Here is a 19,084-nt window from a genome sequence, read left to right as displayed (position 1 = left end):
CGGCTCAAGCCTCCTCGGAAGAAAATCACTTCCTCCGGGGTCTCGAGACTCGTGCTAATCCCACCGGAGTCGTCACCTTCGCTCATTACAATACAACAACCCAGTGGAACCAAGTATGATTTCAGCAATAACTTTTAAAAGAATACTGTTACTACTTAATTAGATTTACTTCGTCAACATACGTCCGATTACAAGACGTTGAATTTCTTGAGTTCCTTCATAGATCTGTGTGATTTTCGCATCACGCATATAACGTTCTACTGGATAGTCCTTTGTATAACCATATCCACCGAATACTTGCACCGCTTCTACTGTAACCTTCATTGCCGTATCACCTGCTAGAAGCTTCGCCATTGCTGATTCCTTCTGATAAGGAATTCCTGCTGACTCATTGTAAGCTGCTTGGTAAGTAAGTAATCTAGAAGCTTCGATTTCTGTAGTCATATCAGCAAGTTTAAACGAAATACCTTGATTCTGGGCAATTGGCTTACCGAACTGTTCACGCTCTTTTGCATAATCAACAGCAGCATCTAACGCGCCTTGTGCGATTCCAACAGCTTGAGCAGCGATACCATTACGTCCACCATCAAGTGTAGTCATCGCAATTTTGAAACCATCACCTTCTGCTCCGAGCATGTTCGCTTTTGGCACACGGCAGTTTTCAAAAATCAACTCTGTCGTTGGGCTGGAACGGATCCCTAGCTTTTCTTCTTTCTTACCGAAAGTGAAACCGTCCGTGCCTTTTTCTACGATAAACGCGGAAATCCCTTTATGTTTCGCGTCGTGATCCGTTTTAGCGAATACAACGTAAATGTCAGCAACTCCACCGTTTGTAATCCAAACTTTACTACCATTTAAAATATAATCATCGCCATCAGCTTTTGCAGAACATTTCATCGATGACACGTCACTTCCTGCACCCGGTTCAGATAAAGCGTACGCCCCTAAAGCTTCCCCAGTTGCTAGACGTTGTAAGAAGTTTTGTTTTTGTTCTTCATTTCCGTAAGTATAAATCGGCCAGCTCGCTAATGAAATATGAGCTGATAACGTTACACCTGTGGAAGCACACACGCGTGAAAGTTCTTCGACTGCAATTGCGTAGCTGACAAAGTCCGATCCAATTCCACCGTACTCTTCTGGCCAAGGAATACCTGTAAGCCCAAGTTCCGCCATTTTGTCAAAAATTTCACGGTCAAAGCGCTCTTCTTCATCACGTTCTGCAGCTGTTGGCTCCACTTCTTTCGTCGCGTAATCACGCACCATTTTACGTAGCATTTGCTGTTCTTCTGTTAGTTGAAAATTCATCTATAATCTCTCCTCTTTTATTCGCATGATTTATATCCACAAAAACAAACATATATCCAGAAAAGTAGCGTTTTTTTCCAGAAATATTAGCATAAATCCACAAAATTTACCGTATATCCAGAAATCTCATAACTTCACTAAATCAGCGAAAAGTTACTTCAATAAATGACGACTGATTACAATATTTTGTATCTCCGTCGTCCCTTCATATATTTGGGTAATTTTCGCATCACGAAAATAGCGTTCAACTGGGTAGTCCTCTGTATACCCATATCCGCCAAATACTTGCACCGCTTCGATTGCTGTATCCACGGCTGTTTTAGAAGCGAACTTCTTAGCCATGGAGGCTTCTTTACTACAGTCAATCCCCGCTTCATGCATAGAAGCCGCGTTGTAAATCAACAGCTTGGAGCTCTCGACGGCGGTTGCCATATCAGCTAATTTAAAGGAAACCCCTTGATGCTGTGCAATTGGCTTACCGAATTGTTCACGTTCTTTTGCATAGTCAACAGCTGCTTCTAATGCAGCTTCCGCAATACCTAGTGCTTGTGCAGCAATTCCGATTCGACCGATATTCAAGTTAGCCAAGGCAATTTTGAATCCTTCTCCTTCTTGGCCTAATAACTGCTTCGCAGGGACGCGACAATTATCAAAGCTTAAAGCTACCGTACTCGAGCCATGTAACCCCATTTTCTTTTCCTTTTTTCCAATTTCAAATCCTGGAGTATCTTTTTCCACGATAAATGCTGAAACGCCTTTACTTTTTTCCTCTGGGTTCGTGTTGGCAAAGACAATATAAGTGTCAGCGTAGCCTCCGTTTGTGATGTACACTTTGGAACCATTAATAATATAATCATCGCCATCTTTCACAGCGCGTGTTTTCAAGCTACCCGCGTCACTTCCTGCTCCTGGTTCCGTTAACGCGAACGCTCCAACGTACTCTCCACTTGCAAGCTTTGGAATGTAGTGGCTCACTTGTTCTTCACTACCAAATTTCAAGATTGGAAAAGTACCAACTGAAGTATGCACGGATAAAATGACTCCTAAAGTTGCACTCACCTTAGAAAGCTCATGAATCGCTATAATATAAGAAGTGTAGTCCATTCCTGCTCCGCCATTTTCTTCTGAAACAGGGATCCCTAATAGACCTAACTCAGCCATTTTCCCAACTAGTTCTTCAGGATAACGATCTTCCTTTTCCATTCGCTCTACTTCCGGTGCGACTTCTTTTTGTGCAAAATCGCGAACCATTTTACGCATCATTTCCTGCTCTTCTGTAAAACTTAGTTTCACCTTGTTCCACCATCCATTTCTTTAGTCATACACGTAAAAACCTCGTCCGGATTTTTTACCTAACCAGCCAGCTTTTACATACTTACGAAGAAGCGGACATGGACGGTATTTACTATCGCCAAATCCATCATGTAAGATCTCCATAATATATAAACACGTGTCTAGTCCGATAAAATCTGCTAACTGTAGTGGCCCCATTGGATGGTTCATACCTAGTTTCATGACTTGGTCGACATCTTCTGGCTTAGCAACTCCCTCAAACACGGTGTAAATTGCTTCGTTAATCATTGGCATCAACACTCGGTTCGATACAAACCCAGGATAATCTTCCACCTCAACAGGAGCTTTATTTAATGCTTTCGTCGCTTCTTCTACAGCTTGATATGTTGCATCTGTTGTTTGAATCGCACGAATGATTTCCACAAGCTTCATCACAGGCACTGGATTCATGAAGTGCATACCAATTACTTGTTCCGGACGATTCGTGACTGCAGCAATATCCGTAATAGGTAAAGACGACGTATTCGATGCTAAAATGGCATGCTTTGGCGTGATTTCATCCAACTGTTGAAACACTTTTGTTTTCACATCCATGTTTTCAACAACCGCTTCCACTACTAAATCACAATCATGTGCATCTTTTATGTCAGACGTTGTGGTGATGTTTGCTAATGTCTTAGACTTTTCTTCTTCCGTCATTCGTTCTTTTTCTACATTTCTCGCTAATACTTTATCAATTCCGTTTAAGCCTTTTTCCAGCGCTTCTTCAGATAGATCATTTAATTTCACGGTGAAATTGGCTTGAGCAAAAACTTGTGCAATGCCTGCTCCCATTTGCCCTGCTCCAATCACCATTACTGTTTTGATTGTCATTCTAGTTCCCCCTAGCTATTATTTTACTTCGATTAATACAGCATCTCCTTGACCGCCGCCAGAACAGATTGACGCGATTCCAAGACCACCACCACGGCGCTTTAACTCATAAGCAAGTGCTAAAATAATTCGAGCTCCACTTGCACCAATCGGGTGACCTAACGCAACTGCTCCGCCATTTACATTTACTTTTTCATGATCGAGACCTGCAATTTTTCCGCTTGCTAGGGATACAGCCGCGAACGCTTCATTCACCTCAAATAAATCTATATCTTTTAATGTATAGTCTACTTTTTCTAAAAGCTTGTTAATAACAATGCCCGGGGTTTCTGGAAAACGCTCCGCTTCCACAGCCACTTCCTCATGAGCAATAATTGTTGCAAGTACATCTTTACCTTCTTGTTTCGCTTTTTCTTCTGACATTAAAACCATCGCAGCTGCACCATCATTAATTCCAGGCGCATTTCCAGCTGTGATCGAGCCATCCTTATCAAACGCAGGACGTAATTTTGATAATCCTTCTGCTGTCGTGTTTTCACGTGGAGATTCATCTCTTTCGATTTTAATAGGATCTTTTTTACGTTGAGGTACTTCTACTGGTACTATTTCATCATCAAAACGACCTGAATTCATCGCATCAAGAGCACGCTCGTGACTTTGTGCAGCCCATTTATCTTGATCTTCACGTGATAGATCAAATTTTGAAGCCGTACGATTTCCATACGTACCCATATGCACATTTTCAAAGCTACAAGTAAGACCGTCATGCACCATCATATCGACAACTTTCTGGTCACCCATACGCATACCCCATCTAGCACTTGGCATGAAATAAGGAGCATTACTCATACTTTCCATTCCACCAGCAACAATGACGTCTTCTTCTCCTAAACGAATCATCATGTCACCTAGTGTCACACTGCGCATACCTGATGCACATACTTTATTAATTGTTTCCGTTTTTGTCTCCCATGGAAGGCCTGCTTCTCTCATTGCCTGGCGAGAAGGTAACTGCCCTTGTCCACCTTGCAATACAGAACCCATAATCACTTCACTTACTTGTTCAGCTTCCACACCGGAACGAACCAATGCTTCTTTTATTGCAATGCTTCCAAGCTTAGCCGCCGTTAATGGCGCTAAACCTCCTCCGAATTTACCAAAAGGTGTTCTAGCACCTGATACAATCACTGTTTTAGTCAATGTAATTCCTCCCATTTCCTTGTTTGTAACCGCTACCAATTAGTATAACATATAATCGATTGAGCGTTCGCTCGATTTCTAAATTATCTATAATTTCTTGTCGATCGCTAAGCGAATAATGCTATGAATTCAAGATAATATGTTATACTTTGGAAAAGATATAAAGAGGTGAATTATATGAATTTTCATCAGTTAACAACCACACATGTCTCCCATGTTAACTTAAAAGTAAAAGATTTGAAGCGTTCCTTAAACTTTTACCATGAATTATTTGGGATGACTGTAGTAGAAAAAGAAAAAGGCAAAGCGGTACTTTCTTTCGGAGAACAACCTGCCTCTCTTACATTATTAGAAGTCGATCATCCAACCCCACTTCAGAATGGACATACTGGCTTATTTCATATGGCTCTGTTACTACCTACAAGAGAAGCCCTTGCAAATGTACTTACCTTTTTCATTACACATAATCACCAGATTCAAGGTGCATCCGACCACGGTGTATCAGAAGCTTTATACTTAGCAGATCCCGATGGTAATGGAATTGAAATTTATCGAGATCGTTCATTTGATTCTTGGTCATGGAAAAAAGACCAGGTCGAAATGGTCTCAGAACCACTCGATGTTGATGGATTATTGAAAGAAGCAAACGAAGATTCCTTTGAAGGCTTACCACCTGAAACGATTATTGGCCATATTCATTTGAAAGCCAATCGATTACAAGAATCACGTAAGTTTTATGTAGAGGGGATCGGGCTTAAGGAAGTAGCATCCTATGGTGATCAGGCTTTATTCTTGTCTGACCAAAATTATCATCATCACGTTGCGCTAAACACATGGTTTACAGCAAATGGCAGGCGACAGGAAAATAACGAAATAGGACTACAAAGTTATACTTTGAATATTTCTGAAGACATGAAGGAATCAATTGTTAATCAATTGAGTGTCTTAGGCTATGAAATAAAGGATGATAAAGAAGGTAACTACCAAGTAGAAGATCCTAATGGCATTTGGGTTTTATTTTAGTTATGTAGATATAACTGTATATATCAAATTGAAAACAGCAGTGTCCCAATTTTCACAAAAGGAGCACTGCTGTTTTTCTTATTTGACACAAAAAGACCTCGGCAAAGGCCGAGGTCTTTTCTGCATTACTTTATTGGCTTTCTTCAGTTACACCAATTTCATATAAATCGTATTCTGTTCCACCAGAGTGAACGTTAATGTCATAGTTAGTTACACGCTCATTAGCTGGGTACAGGATTGCACGATAAAGTGTTGGGAATACTGGAATTTCTTCCACCATTAATTCCTGCCACTCAGAGTATACTTCTTGACGGTATTCTTGATCGAATGCTTCATCCGATAAACCGTCTTCTAATAAAGCATCATTTTCTTCACTTGCATAACGTGGGAAGTTAAATAGTTGTCCGCGACCATATAGACCAGTCGGATCAACATCACTACCTACACCCCATGCACCTTGATAAATATCGATATCTGGATCGTCTTCACCAGACTGACCAACACGATCATAGAAAGAGTTAAATTCAAGTAAACGTCCGTCTACTAATTCAACATTTAGGCCAACTTCGCCCCAAGCTTGCATGTAGTAGTTAGCGATCGGTTCAGCCGTGTCTCCACCAGACATAGATGCAAAGTTAATTGTTAACTCTTCACCATCTGGAGTTTCACGATTACCATCACCATTTGTATCTTCATATCCAGCTTCATCTAGGATACGATTTGCCTCATCTACATCATAACCAGGTGCTTCGATTGACTCATCATGATAAGCCGGGTGGGAAGGTGGAATTAACGTGCTTCCGCTCCAACGTAAACCATGATAGAAGTTTTCTGCTACTGCATCGTTATCAACTGCATGCCACATAGCACGACGTAGTTCAACGTCACCCATCTTCATGTCTTCGCCTTGATAGTTAACTTCACCAGCTTCTTCATCCCAGTCACCTAGTTTGAAACCAATGTAAGTGTAAGCCATGTCGATGTTACCTAAGAATTCTACACCTTCCATATCAGCATTATCTGGATACTGATCTGTTGGGAATGAAGTTACTAAGTCAACTTCGCCATTTTCTAAAGATTGCACGACTACGTTCGGGTTTACTACCTGAAGAGTCAATGAATCTAAGTTAGGCTCGCCTTGCCAATAATCTTCGTGCTTGCTTAATGATACAGACTCACCAGGTACAATGGAATCAACCTTGTACGGACCGAAACCAACTGGAGTTTCACGAACTTCTGGAGACTCTGCCATTTCAGCTATTTCCATTCCTTCAAAAATGTGTTTTGGCATACTATAAGTCCAAATACCACCAGTTAATAGAGATGGCGTTAGACGCTCATAGTCAATTGTGAATGATAAATCGTCATGAATCTCAATACCTGAAATTTCATCAGCTTCACCTGCATGATATTCTTCCATACCTTCAATTAATGTGAAGCCAGCTGTACCATAACGAACACCTGTATAATCAGGGTGTCCAATTACTTCATAAGCATAAACCCAGTCTTCAGCTGTTACTTGCTCACCATCATGATAATATACATCATCATTAATCGTAAAAGTAATCGTGCTGTTTTCCTCATCTACATCAAATGTAGCCGCACCATCTTGAGTGTAAGTGTAGTTGTCATCCATTGATAAGAAACCTTCATCTAACCACTGCAAAATATCTGCATCGTAAGTACCTGAATAGAAGTTAAAGTTCAACGTACCTTCAAACGGAGTATCAGTTACAAGACCGTAAGTTAATTCTCCTCCGTCCATTGGCTCGCCATCATTAGAAACAACAGTATCAAAGTCTTCGATGTCATATAGCTCTTCGCCATCTTCGTTTGTTTCAACGTCAGCATCGTCCTCTTCTTCTGTTCCTTCCTCTGAATCAGCGTCTTCGCCGTCATCTTCACCTTCATCTGTTTCTTCCTGATCCGTTTCTGGATCGTCACCCTCTTCACTTGTATCATCATCGCCGCCACATGCAGCTAGTACAAGTACTAGAGCGAGCATTAGGACAAAGAAATACTTTCCCCATAATGATTTGCTCATCATAATACCTCCCCTTAAATTTAAGTACTAGGTAAGTCAGTAACCTGACTTGTGAAACTATATACAAACGTTGATTTCATTTAAAACCAACGAAGGTAACAAATTAATAGTGTTTCTTATGCTCTTCTCTGTCTCGCATCGGCAGCACGTTTTAACGCTTCTCCCACGTTACGAACAGCTAACATTAGCAGTAAGATTAATACTGCAGGTGGAACCCAAATCCACCAACGAAACTCTAGAGTTTGTGGATTTCTTGCATAACTTAACAATGTACCAAGACTTGGAGTGCTTTCAGGGAAACCAAACCCTAAGAAGGAAAGTCCTGATTCAATTCCAATATTTGCAGCTAAGTTCAGAGTCATCGTTACAACAATTAATGAAGTAACATTTGGTAGAACTTGCGTGAAAATGATTTTAGCGTGTGATGTACCTAGAGTACGGGATGCCTGCGCATAATCCAGTTCTTTTTCTTGTAAGGCTCTTGAACGAATTAACCTCGCAATCCCCATCCACAGAAAGGATGCCATTACTAGTGAAAATGTCCAAACACTATACGTTGGTACGATTGATACAAACACAATAATTACCATTAAGTTCGGTAAGACCATGAAAAAGTCAACAATACGCATCATGACGTTATCAACTTGACCACCGAAGTAACCTGAAACGACACCGAAAACAATGCCGACGAAACCGGATAGTAATGTTACAAGTATCCCTATTGCTAGTGAGTTGCGCGTTCCAATTATTAATTGGCCAAACACGTCACGCCCACCATAATCAGTTCCTAACCACCATTCACTTGAAGGTGATTCATACAAAGAAAATGGATCAACCATAACAATCTGTTCTTGGTCTAATACAAAAGATATAATAAATACAGAAAGTGTTGTTAATACTAAAAATATAAGCGAAATAAACGCTAATTTATCTTTCATAATTTCCTTCCAGATCGTTTTAAAACCAGAAGGACTCTTTTCAACTTTTTTTGGATCAACTGATTGTTCTACATCAGCTGCCGTCTTCTTATCTTCCATCCGTTTCACCCCCTGAGCTGTTCATCTCTACTTAATCCTAATGCGTGGATCGACAATACTTAAAATGATGTCAGATAGTAATGCCCCTATAATCGCTGCTAGACCGAACAGAAGTACAAGTGCTGTAACTACTGTATAGTCGCGAATATTAATTGATTCTAGGAACAAGTTACCCATTCCTGGATAACTAAAGATCTGCTCAATAAATACTGTTCCACTGATTAATGATGTAATTTCATAACCAAAGAATGCTGCTATTGGTAAAACGGAATTTCGGAAGATGTGACGGTTATACACACGTTGTTCCGGTGCACCTTTCGCTCGTGCTGTAATAATGAAATCCTTTTGTTTTGTATCAATAATTTCACTACGTAAATATTGCACAGTACCAACTAAACCAATTAATGCAATAGCTAGTCCTGGAAGTAACAGGTGGTGAATTTTACTCAATATATATTCTAGTGAGCCTGGTTCTAACCCAGGTGCTACAGATCCACCGGTCGGGAACCAACCTAACTGGAATCCACCAACCCAAAGTGCAATTAAACCAAAAATAAAGATTGGTGTTGCAAATCCTAAGTAAGTGTAGCTTGTGATTACTTGGTCAATCAATTTGTCATTATAACGTCCACTGATTAGACCCATTGGAATTCCTAATGCATAAATGAAAATAAGAGAAACTAATGACAACCAAATGGTATTAATCATACGTTGTTGGATAATCTCCGATGCTGGCATGTTGTAACGGAAAGACGTACCAAAGTCACCTTGGAAGACGCCTAATATCCAATCTCGATATTGTATGTACCAAGGATTGTTGAGGCCCATTTGTTCACGTAATTCTTGCAGTCTGTCTTGGTCAACATCAGGTCCAATTTGTCCTGTTAGTGCATCACCTGGCATAAACGAAGCCATTATGAATACGAATAAACTAAGTAATACGATTTGCGGCATCGTAATGATTAACCTTCGAACTATAAATTTCCACATAACCTGATCAACCTCTCTCTGGCAACGCTACACGATGTGTGTCGGTGATAGATTTTAGCGAGTGAGCAAGGCCATCCTCATTAAAGTAGTCATTGAATGAGTTTTGGTACTCCTCTTTAACTTGTTCTCTGTACTGTTGGTGCTCTTGACGTCGTCTCGGATCGATATCTGGTATTGCCGCAACTAATCGTTTAGTGTAAATATGTTGTGGGTCTGTGAATATTTCATCACGCAACCCTTCTTCTACAAATCGGCCTTGATACATAATGCCGATCTTGTCGCACATATGTCTTATTACTCCTAAGTCGTGAGAAATAAATAGGAATGTTAAGTTTAGATCTTTTTGGATTTGTTGCATGAAATTCAATACTTGCGCTTGTACAGAAACATCTAGTGCCGATACGGGCTCGTCTGCGATAATTAGTTTCGGCTTCAAAGCAATCGCTCTTGCTACACCGATTCTTTGTCTTTGTCCACCAGAGAACTCATGTGGATACTTATAAATACTTTCTGGTGTTAACCCCACTTGCTCTAACAATTCTTGTACTCTACGAAGTTCTTGTTTTTTCGTTAGTTTTTCATAGTTGCGAATTGGTTCAGCTATAATATCAATTACTCGTTTACGAGGGTTCAAACTTGAATACGGATCTTGGAAAATCATTTGCACATCTTTACGAACATCTACCTTTTTCCCTTTTCCAGGGTTCAAATGATTATCTTCGAAGTAAATATCTCCACCAGTGATGTTGTTAAGCCCCATTACTGCTTTACCAGTAGTTGTTTTACCTGAGCCTGACTCTCCTACAAGACCATATGTTTCACCTTGTTCGATTTCAAATGAGACCCCATCTACTGCTCTTACGTCATCTATCTTTCTATTTAAAATCCCTCCACGTATTGGGAAGTAGATTTGTAAATCTTCTACTCTAAGTAATGCCATGAGCCTGCTCCTCCTCATTCTGTTCTGGGAAGTGGAAATGTTGGTAACATGTACAACGAACAAAGTGGCCAGGGCTAACTTCATGAAGCTCTGGATGCTCTTCGTGTACCGAGTCATCCATCCAAGGAATACGATCTTTAAATCGACACCCTTCACGAGGAAGGTGTTTTAAGGAAGGTACAATTCCTTGAATTACATGTAATTTGTCATCTGTACCTTCAGCATTTGGTACGGAGCTTAGTAAAGAACGTGTATACGGATGTAATGGTTGAATGAATAATGTTTCTACATCGGCTATTTCTACGATTTGTCCAGCGTACATAACAGCTACGCGATCTGCCATTTCCGCAACGACACCTAAGTCGTGTGTAATTAAGACAACCCCAGAGTTCAAGTCATTCTTTAACTCTCTGATTAGATCAAGAATTTGTGCTTGAATGGTTACATCCAGTGCCGTTGTTGGCTCATCAGCAATAAGTAATTCCGGCTTATTTGCAATGGCAATTGCTATAATGATACGTTGGCGCATTCCGCCAGATAGTTCATGTGGAAATTGATCATAAATTCTTTCCGGTCTAGGGATACCAACTTGATTCAACAAGTCAATTCCATATGCTTTTCTTTGCTTACTAGACATATTAGATTTATGAAGAATTAACACTTCTTCAATCTGCCTCCCACATTCCATTAACGGGTTTAATGCTGTTAATGGGTCTTGGAAGATCATTGAGATTTCATTTCCTCTAAGCTTATTCATTTTACTTGGAGGAAGGTTTGCTATGTCACGCCCATTAAATAGAATTTGTCCTTCGATTTTAGCGCGATTATGTAAGTTCATAATGGAAAACGCTGTAGCACTCTTTCCAGATCCTGATTCCCCTACTAATGCCAAGACTTCATTGTGGCGAACATCTAAAGAGATATTATCAACAGCTGCGTAATATTCCTCTCCGATACGAAAAGAAGTCTTTAAATTCTTTATTTCTAATAATAATGTATCACTCAAAACGATCACCCTACACTTTCGTTTTACTCTAGTTGTAAGTACTTTGTGAGATAATTCTTTAATTGATTGTAAATTTTGAAAATTTACATCAAAAAAATTTTAACACCTTTGTAATCTATGGAGTTGATTTAATCGACTCTTTGTAATTAGATTGTTATCTCTTTTCTGTTTATTTCCAAATCTGTGTCCAATTTAAATTTGATAAGTCTTATTTTAAGAAACTAATGATGAAAATGCAACCTGTTTTAGCAATTTTCTAAAAATATATTTTATTTTTTATTTTTCTACAATTTTTGCAGGACTTCTGACTCGGTGTCATATCTGCGACATTATATTCATATAACTGAATAAGTATTCAATTGTGTCTTGACACATAACTTCCCCTTCCAATTTTAACTTTTAAAACTGGAAGGGGAGTATGGGTATTTATGCAGGCTGTTCCACTTTTGCAGGTGCTCCAAAAATAGAACGTTCTAGTACTTCCGCAACATCCTGTGTAGTAACTTCTTCGTCTACTTCTTTTGCTTTTGTACCATCCGTTAACATGGTTAAGCAATATGGACAACCACTTGAGATCGTATCAGGTTGAACATCAAGTGCCTGTTCGGTCCGAGCAACGTTAATACGATTTCCTGTCGTTTCTTCCATCCACATCATTCCACCACCGGCTCCACAGCACATTCCATTCTCTTTGTTTCTAGCAATCTCAACGAATTCAACACCTGGTACTGCTTGTAAAATATCACGAGGTGGATTATATACTTCGTTATATCTACCTAGATAACAAGAGTCATGGAAAGTGATTTTCTCATTAATTGCTTGTTCTGGCTTTAATCTACCTTCTTTTATTAAGTCTGCTAATAATTCCGTATGGTGGTATACTTCCCCTTCAAAACCAAAGTCAGGGTACTCGTTTTTAAAGATATTATAAGCGTGCGGATCAATCGTAACGATTTTCTTAATGTCGTTTTTCTGGAATTCTTGAATATTCTTTTCCGCTAACTCTTGGAAAAGGAACTCATTACCAATTCGGCGAGGCATATCTCCAGAGTTACGTTCTTTATTTCCTAAAATAGCGAACTTGACTCCAGCTTTGTTCATTAGTCGGGCAAATGCCATAGCAATTTTCTGGCTACGATTGTCATAAGCGCCCATTGAACTTACCCAAAATAGGTACTCAAACTCTTCGCCTTCTTTATTTAATTCTTTTACTGTTGGAATATTTAATGTTTCGTCCACTTCTCTCCAGTTTTCACGATCTTTCTTAGAAAGACCCCATGGATTACCTTGGCGTTCAATGTTTGTCATGGCACGTTGCGCTTCAGGGTCCATCTTACCTTCTGTCATTACTAAATAGCGTCGAAGATCAATGATCGTATCCACGTGTTGGTTCATAACTGGACAAGCGTCTTCACAGTTACGACACGTCGTACAAGCCCAAAGCTCTTCCTCTGTTACAACATCTCCAAGTAGGTTTTGATTAACTACTTGTTCTGCCAATGATTCATCCTGATTAGCAGCTTGGTTTCCTGCAGTTCCAGCAAATGCATAAGATGGAACCCAAGGAGTGTTTCCTGTAACGGCAGCACCCTTTTCAGTTAAGTGGTCACGGATTTTAATTAAGATATCCATTGGAGAAAGCATTTTACCTGATCCAGAAGCTGGACAGACGTCCGTGCAACGACCACATTCCACACATGCGTACAAGTCTAGTAACTGTAATTCATTAAAGTCTTCTACTTTACCTACCCCGAAGCTAGGCTCTTCATCAGACTCTTCCATTTCATCCATGTCAAAATTAATCGCTTGAAGCTTTCCGTGCTTCTTATCTTGATTAAAAAATACGTTAGCAGGTCCTGCGATTAAGTGTGCGTGCTTGGATTGTGGCACATACACCAAGAAACTTAATAGCGCGAATAAATGGATCCACCACATTACATAAAACATGACAGCTGCTGCAGTTGGACTCATCCACATAAAGGCAGCGGCAATAGCTGAGGCGACTGGTTCTGACCAGGTTAAGTCATGACCATGCCAGATTAGCCCAAAACCATTACCTGCTAGTACAGTAACCATTAATGTTCCTATAAAAATCAGTACTAATCCGGCTTTAAACCCTCTTTTTAAACGTACGAGTTTTTCAATGTAACGTCGATAAAATGCCCATACAACGGCAACTAAAATAGTTAAAGTAACTAATTCTTGGAAGAATACAAACCCTGGATAGAAGATCCCCAGAGGTACATGTGACTCAGGTGCAAGTCCTTTCCATATGTAATCGATTGCACCAAACTGTACAAGTAAGAAACCATAGAACATCATCACGTGGATGATTCCTGATTTTTTATCTTTCAGTAATTTTCTCTGACCAAAGACGTAAATGCCAATATCACGTACACGATCTTTGAAATCGTTATCATATTCCTCTTTGCGTCCCATCTTTATAAACCCAATTCTTGTTCGAACCACTTGAACGAAGAGGAATAGCCCATAAGCGGTGACTGCTAAGAATGCGATCCAATTTAACATGATTAACATGTCCATTTCCTTACCCCCATTTTATTTCTAAGTATAGATCAACCCGGTGAAACCAAAGTAATATTCGATTATATACTCTTTATTCTATCACGAATACGACTTGATTTGATGAATTATTCTTATTATTTACATTATACAATGAATGAGCATTCAGTCAATGGTTGACCAGTTGATTTATGAAGAATAATTTGTTGGACCTAATTAAAAAGAGGCTGGAACAAATTAAAGTGTTAGCATGAAAATCCGAACAATAAAATGCAGTGCGACTAACTCGCTCCTGATATAGACTGCGCTTTCCGTGGGGAGCTGGTGAGCCTCCTCATGCTACGCATTCCGGGGTCTCGCCTGAGCTCTATTTCCCACAGGAGTCTCCGTCTATTTCATCCGCTTTTTATCTGCTTTGTTCGGAATATTCATGACCATAGACACTTCTGTCCTAGCCTCTTTTTCAATATTTCGATTACATTCTCTCTGGTGCATCCACACCAATTATCCGAAGCGCATCTTTTAATACAACTCGAGTTGCCTGCATTAGTCCAACACGAGCAAGCGTCACTGCTTCATTATTAGAATCAATCACTTTTTCTGCGTTGTAAAAACTGTGTAGATCCGCTGCTAAATCAAATACGTATTGCGGGATTCGGTGTGGCATCTTTTTGTCTGCCGCTTCTGCAATTACTTGCGGATAATCACCTAAGCGTTTCAATAGTTCGACTTCCTTTTCAGAAGTTAATAGATGAAATTCGCCACGTTTATTTACGTCAACATCTTTTTCCTCTGCTTGACGAAGCATGCTACAAATACGTGCGTGAGCATACTGGACATAGTATACAGGATTTTCATTTGATTGTGACTTTGCCAAGTCCATATCAAAATCTAAATGGGAATCATTAGATCGCATCGAGAAGAAATAACGTGTCGCATCCAGCCCGACTTCATCAATTAATTCTACCATCGAAACTGCTTCTCCTGTTCGCTTACTCATCTTCACTTTTTCTCCATCTTTGAAAAGGTTAACCATTTGTGTAATTTTGATATCTAACACTTCTTCAGGGTTACCTAATGCTTGAATGGCAGCTTTCATCCGTTTGACATAGCCATGGTGGTCAGCACCCCAAATATTGATTAACTCATTAAACCCTCGGTCAATTTTGTTTTGGTGATAGGCGATATCGGGTGTCAAATACGTATAAGTTCCATCTTGCTTTATAAGCACACGGTCTTTGTCATCACCAAACTCCGTTGATTTAAACCAAGTTGCACCATCTGCTTCGTAAATATACCCACGATCTTTTAAACGATCAACTGTTGATTCAATTAACTTGTCGTCATAAAGAGTAGACTCGGAAAACCATGAATCGAATGGCACTCGGAATGATTCTAAATCTTTACGGATTCCAACCAGTAAGTGTTCTAATCCATACTTACGAAAAATTTCTAACCGTTCCACTTCTGTTTTATCTAACAAACGATCGCCATAAGCACCTTTTAATGATTCGGCTAACTGAATAATATCTTCTCCGCGATACCCGTCTTCAGGCATCTCTTTTGGATGATCTAAAATTTCAAAATAGCGAGCTTCAATCGATTTTGCTAAGTTATCGATTTGATTGCCTGCATCATTAATATAATATTCACGTTCTACCTCAAACCCCGCCTTCGTTAGAACGTTAGCAAGTGTATCTCCATATGCTGCGCCACGTGCATGTCCTAAGTGAAGGGTACCGGTTGGATTTGCAGATACAAACTCAATTTGTACGCGTTTTCCATCCCCCACATTGGTTTCACCGAATTGGTCAGGCTGCTCTAGGATATTCTCTACAACACTTGTTAAATAACTCGTATTCATAAAAAAGTTAATAAAGCCTGGCCCTGCAATCTCGATTTGTTTCACCGATGCTTGTGCTTGATCGAAATGATCAACAACATCTTGAGCAATTTCACGAGGAGCTTTTTTAGCAATACGAGCTAACTGCATCGCTATATTCGTTGCATAGTCTCCGTGGTTTTTATCTTTAGGTGTTTCTAAAACGATTTCAGGAAGCTGTTCTTTTTCAGCGAGTTTTGCCTTTAATACAGCTTGTTCAATAGCATGTTTTAATTGTTGCTCTACTTCCTCTACTACACTCACTTATTTTTCCTCCTCATAGAATTCTAGTTCAAGCTGATGCAAGCGCGGCTCGTCTTCATTTAAAGAAACGTCATATTCTACAAATAGCTTACCAGATTTATTTTCTTGTCCTTTTAAATATTTCATTTGATGTGTCGTTGTCTCCATCCGGAATTGTCCATGTGGATGGCGATACACGCATTCCGTACTTTTACCTATTCGGAAGACTTGATGCATTTTCACAGCACCTTCACGTTTTAAAGTGATTTTATTATCTTGAATAATAAAAGTGGTAATGATCTCTCCGAAGCCTTCTATTTCTTCATTATATTTAAGTAGATGTAAATTACCCTTCCTCAAGTATGAACCTTTTTCTTTTCGGCTAATCGATTCATCTACTCCATTTGGGTCTGTAATTCCTGTACCTACTTGAATTTCAACATTAATCATTTTATCTTGCAAAGTCATCGTCCTTCCTACGCAGTAAAACCAAATCTATATCTTATGTATTATATCTAATTTTTTTAAAAATGAGAAGAAAAGTTTATTATACCATGCCTTCACCTAGTATAAATATAGCTAAATCTTTCCATAATAAATAGTAAGCAAAACCACGATTGGGGAGAAATCATGATTAAAAAAATATTCATATATACTACATTCCTTACAATCTTCGCACTATCTTCCATTCTAGTAGTGCTTCTATATACTATTATGCAAGGTCCTCCAGTCTACGAAACGGAGGAAAACACGATTGTATATGACCAAGATGAACAAGTTGTAACCGTTCGTCACGGAAATGAGAACCGCCATTCTGTTCCTTTAGAGGAGATTTCTCCACATGTTATTGATGCTTTCATCGCTGCAGAAGACCAGCATTTTTATGATCATTTTGGGTTTGATATGAAACGAATCGCTTCTGCCGTCTACCATAATATTCGTTCGCTTGATAAAACTCAAGGAGCAAGCACAATTACACAACAATATGCGAGAAACGTATTCCTTACCCATACCAAAACATGGACCCGTAAAATTCAAGAAGCGATGCTAGCTCTTCGATTAGAAATCTTCGAATCAAAAGAGGATATTCTTCTTGGTTATTTAAACACGATTTACTTTGGACATGGCCAGTATGGAATTGAGGCTGCTAGTAATTTTTATTTTGATAAATCAGCGATCGACCTAGACGCTTCTGAATCTGCAGCATTAGCAGCTATTCCTAAAGGAGCATCTGTTTATTCACCTCTAGTATCTGAGGATAATAACAAGGAGCGACAAGAATGGATCTTAAGCCGAATGAATGATATTGGAACTTTAAATCAAGAAGATTATTCAGAAGCACTACATCAACATTTAAATTTTAAAAATCCGGATGAAATCCATGAAGAAACAGCGGATTATTTTGTGGATTATGCGTTAAAAGAAGCTTCAGACCTTTTAGATTTAGACCGAGCAAAAATGGAAGAGGCTGGTTACCGGATTTATACGACGCTTAATCAGGATGCCCAACGAAAACTTGAATCGAATGTTTACCAGCACTTGCCACGTTCGCAATTACAAATCGGTGCAGTTACACTCGAGCAAGCAACTGGAAAAATTGTCGCTTTACAAGGCGGCAGAGACTTCGAATCAAGTTCTTTTAACCGTGTCACACAAGCTAAAAGAATGACTGGATCAACCTTCAAACCATTTTTGTACTATGCGGCATTGGTTTATGGGTACACACCAGCAACAACACTTGAAAGCACACCAACTTCTTTCACGCTAGATAATGGAGAAGTGTATGCACCGACAAACTTTAATGATTATTACGCGGAAGAACCCATTACATTAGCTCAAGCAGTCGCTTTATCCGATAATATTTATGCGGTGAAAACAAACCTATTTGTTCAACCTGAAAATTTAGTAGAATCTGCTCGCGTGTTTGGAATTGACGAAGATCTACCTGCAGTACCATCACTCGCTCTGGGTACGGCATCTGTTTCGGTTATGGAAATGGCAAATGCCTATAGTTTAATTGCGAATAATGGGTGGAGTGTGGAACCTTATGTTATCGAGAAAATTACAAATCGAGAAGGAGAAATAGTATACCAACACCAGGCAGCCGTTCCCGAGCGGATTTTAGATGAGAAATATAGTGCGGTTTTAACTAGTTTATTAACCGGAATGTTCGATGAACGGCTGAACGGATACATGAACGTAACTGGCTCTAGTATTTCAGACATACTAACGCGCGATTACGCCGGGAAATCTGGAACCACCCCAAATGACAGTTGGATGATCGGTTACTCCCCAGACTATACGACTGCTGTTTGGACTGGGTACGATCAAAACGAAGAACTGACAGGGAATTTAAATTTACAGGCAGCTAAAAATGTGTGGGCAAATTATATGGAAGAACTTCACGCTGGGCTACCAAGAAAAAGCTTCGAAGCACCACCTGGCGTCGATGTTATTAAAGTCGACCCAGTGAGCGGAAAACTATCCGGCCCCGGCTGTGAAGAACGAGCAAAAATTATGTACTTCCTCGATGGCACTGCGCCGGTCGATATGTGTGACGAGGTTTTTTAATGTGTTGGGTGTGAGGACTGTTTGAGTGGAGTAGCGTTGGAGGGCGATTGAGCTTTCTGACGAGCGATTGACTTGCGCTGACGGGCGATTGGGCTTCCTAACAACTGATTGCACCGAGTTAACGACTGATTGGACTTCCTAACAACTGATTGCA

The 19,084-nt window shown here is 39.7% G+C and carries 14 protein-coding genes; 2 read left to right on the top strand and 12 right to left on the bottom strand.

What is annotated here, in order from left to right; genetic code table 11:
• Positions 1-165 precede the first annotated feature (165 nt).
• From G532_RS0112970 to G532_RS0112955, 4 genes are all read right to left on the bottom strand, one after another.
• Positions 166-1,305 carry an acyl-CoA dehydrogenase gene (locus tag G532_RS0112970; RefSeq protein ID WP_027965179.1) on the bottom strand — a complete coding sequence of 380 codons (1,140 nt, stop codon included), beginning with the start codon at positions 1,303-1,305 and terminating at the stop codon, positions 166-168.
• A 153-nt stretch (positions 1,306-1,458) separates the two neighbouring features.
• Entirely contained in the window at positions 1,459-2,598 is a 1,140-nt protein-coding gene (locus G532_RS0112965; RefSeq protein WP_027965178.1) for an acyl-CoA dehydrogenase, read from the bottom strand.
• Positions 2,599-2,619: 21 nt separating this feature from the next.
• Complete coding sequence (locus G532_RS0112960; RefSeq protein ID WP_027965177.1) at positions 2,620-3,471, bottom strand: 3-hydroxybutyryl-CoA dehydrogenase; 852 nt, start codon at positions 3,469-3,471, stop codon at positions 2,620-2,622.
• A gap of 18 nt (positions 3,472-3,489) precedes the next feature.
• Positions 3,490-4,671 carry an acetyl-CoA C-acetyltransferase gene (locus G532_RS0112955; RefSeq protein ID WP_027965176.1) on the bottom strand — a complete coding sequence of 394 codons (1,182 nt, stop codon included), beginning with the start codon at positions 4,669-4,671 and terminating at the stop codon, positions 3,490-3,492.
• A 177-nt stretch (positions 4,672-4,848) separates the two neighbouring features.
• Between G532_RS0112955 and G532_RS0112950 the strand changes: the two genes are divergently transcribed.
• Complete coding sequence (locus G532_RS0112950; RefSeq protein ID WP_027965175.1) at positions 4,849-5,694, top strand: VOC family protein; 846 nt, start codon at positions 4,849-4,851, stop codon at positions 5,692-5,694.
• Positions 5,695-5,824: 130 nt separating this feature from the next.
• Here G532_RS0112950 and G532_RS0112945 read toward each other — a convergent pair whose 3' ends face one another.
• The 8 genes from G532_RS0112945 to G532_RS0112910 form a co-directional block, all read right to left on the bottom strand.
• Positions 5,825-7,738 (bottom strand): oligopeptide ABC transporter substrate-binding protein, encoded by a 1,914-nt coding sequence (locus tag G532_RS0112945; protein ID WP_027965174.1) that lies wholly within the window; start codon positions 7,736-7,738, stop codon positions 5,825-5,827.
• 116 nt (positions 7,739-7,854) lie between these two features.
• On the bottom strand, positions 7,855-8,775 hold the full coding sequence (locus G532_RS0112940) for an ABC transporter permease (RefSeq protein WP_027965173.1): 921 nt from the start codon (positions 8,773-8,775) through the stop codon (positions 7,855-7,857).
• Between the two features lie 27 nt (positions 8,776-8,802).
• Entirely contained in the window at positions 8,803-9,765 is a 963-nt protein-coding gene (opp4B, locus tag G532_RS0112935; protein WP_027965172.1) for an oligopeptide ABC transporter permease, read from the bottom strand.
• A gap of 7 nt (positions 9,766-9,772) precedes the next feature.
• Positions 9,773-10,705 (bottom strand): ABC transporter ATP-binding protein, encoded by a 933-nt coding sequence (locus tag G532_RS0112930; protein ID WP_027965171.1) that lies wholly within the window; start codon positions 10,703-10,705, stop codon positions 9,773-9,775.
• Entirely contained in the window at positions 10,692-11,711 is a 1,020-nt protein-coding gene (locus tag G532_RS0112925) for an ABC transporter ATP-binding protein (protein ID WP_035513031.1), read from the bottom strand. Before G532_RS0112925 ends, G532_RS0112930 begins: the two co-directional genes overlap by 14 nt.
• Positions 11,712-12,137: 426 nt before the next feature.
• Positions 12,138-14,255 (bottom strand): (Fe-S)-binding protein, encoded by a 2,118-nt coding sequence (locus G532_RS0112920; protein WP_027965169.1) that lies wholly within the window; start codon positions 14,253-14,255, stop codon positions 12,138-12,140.
• Between the two features lie 454 nt (positions 14,256-14,709).
• Positions 14,710-16,380, bottom strand: a complete 1,671-nt coding sequence (argS, locus tag G532_RS0112915; protein ID WP_027965168.1) for an arginine--tRNA ligase — start codon at positions 16,378-16,380, stop codon at positions 14,710-14,712.
• Entirely contained in the window at positions 16,381-16,827 is a 447-nt protein-coding gene (locus tag G532_RS0112910; RefSeq protein WP_027965167.1) for a YwiB family protein, read from the bottom strand.
• Between the two features lie 162 nt (positions 16,828-16,989).
• Here G532_RS0112910 and G532_RS15350 point away from each other — a divergent pair, with 162 nt between their 5' ends.
• Positions 16,990-18,930 carry a transglycosylase domain-containing protein gene (locus tag G532_RS15350; RefSeq protein ID WP_051189180.1) on the top strand — a complete coding sequence of 647 codons (1,941 nt, stop codon included), beginning with the start codon at positions 16,990-16,992 and terminating at the stop codon, positions 18,928-18,930.
• Positions 18,931-19,084 lie beyond the last annotated feature (154 nt).

The organism is Halalkalibacillus halophilus DSM 18494 (genome assembly GCF_000423105.1).
Taxonomy (GTDB): Bacteria; Bacillota; Bacilli; order Bacillales; family Alkalibacillaceae; genus Halalkalibacillus; species Halalkalibacillus halophilus.
This window is presented reverse-complemented; position numbering and strand designations above follow the sequence as displayed.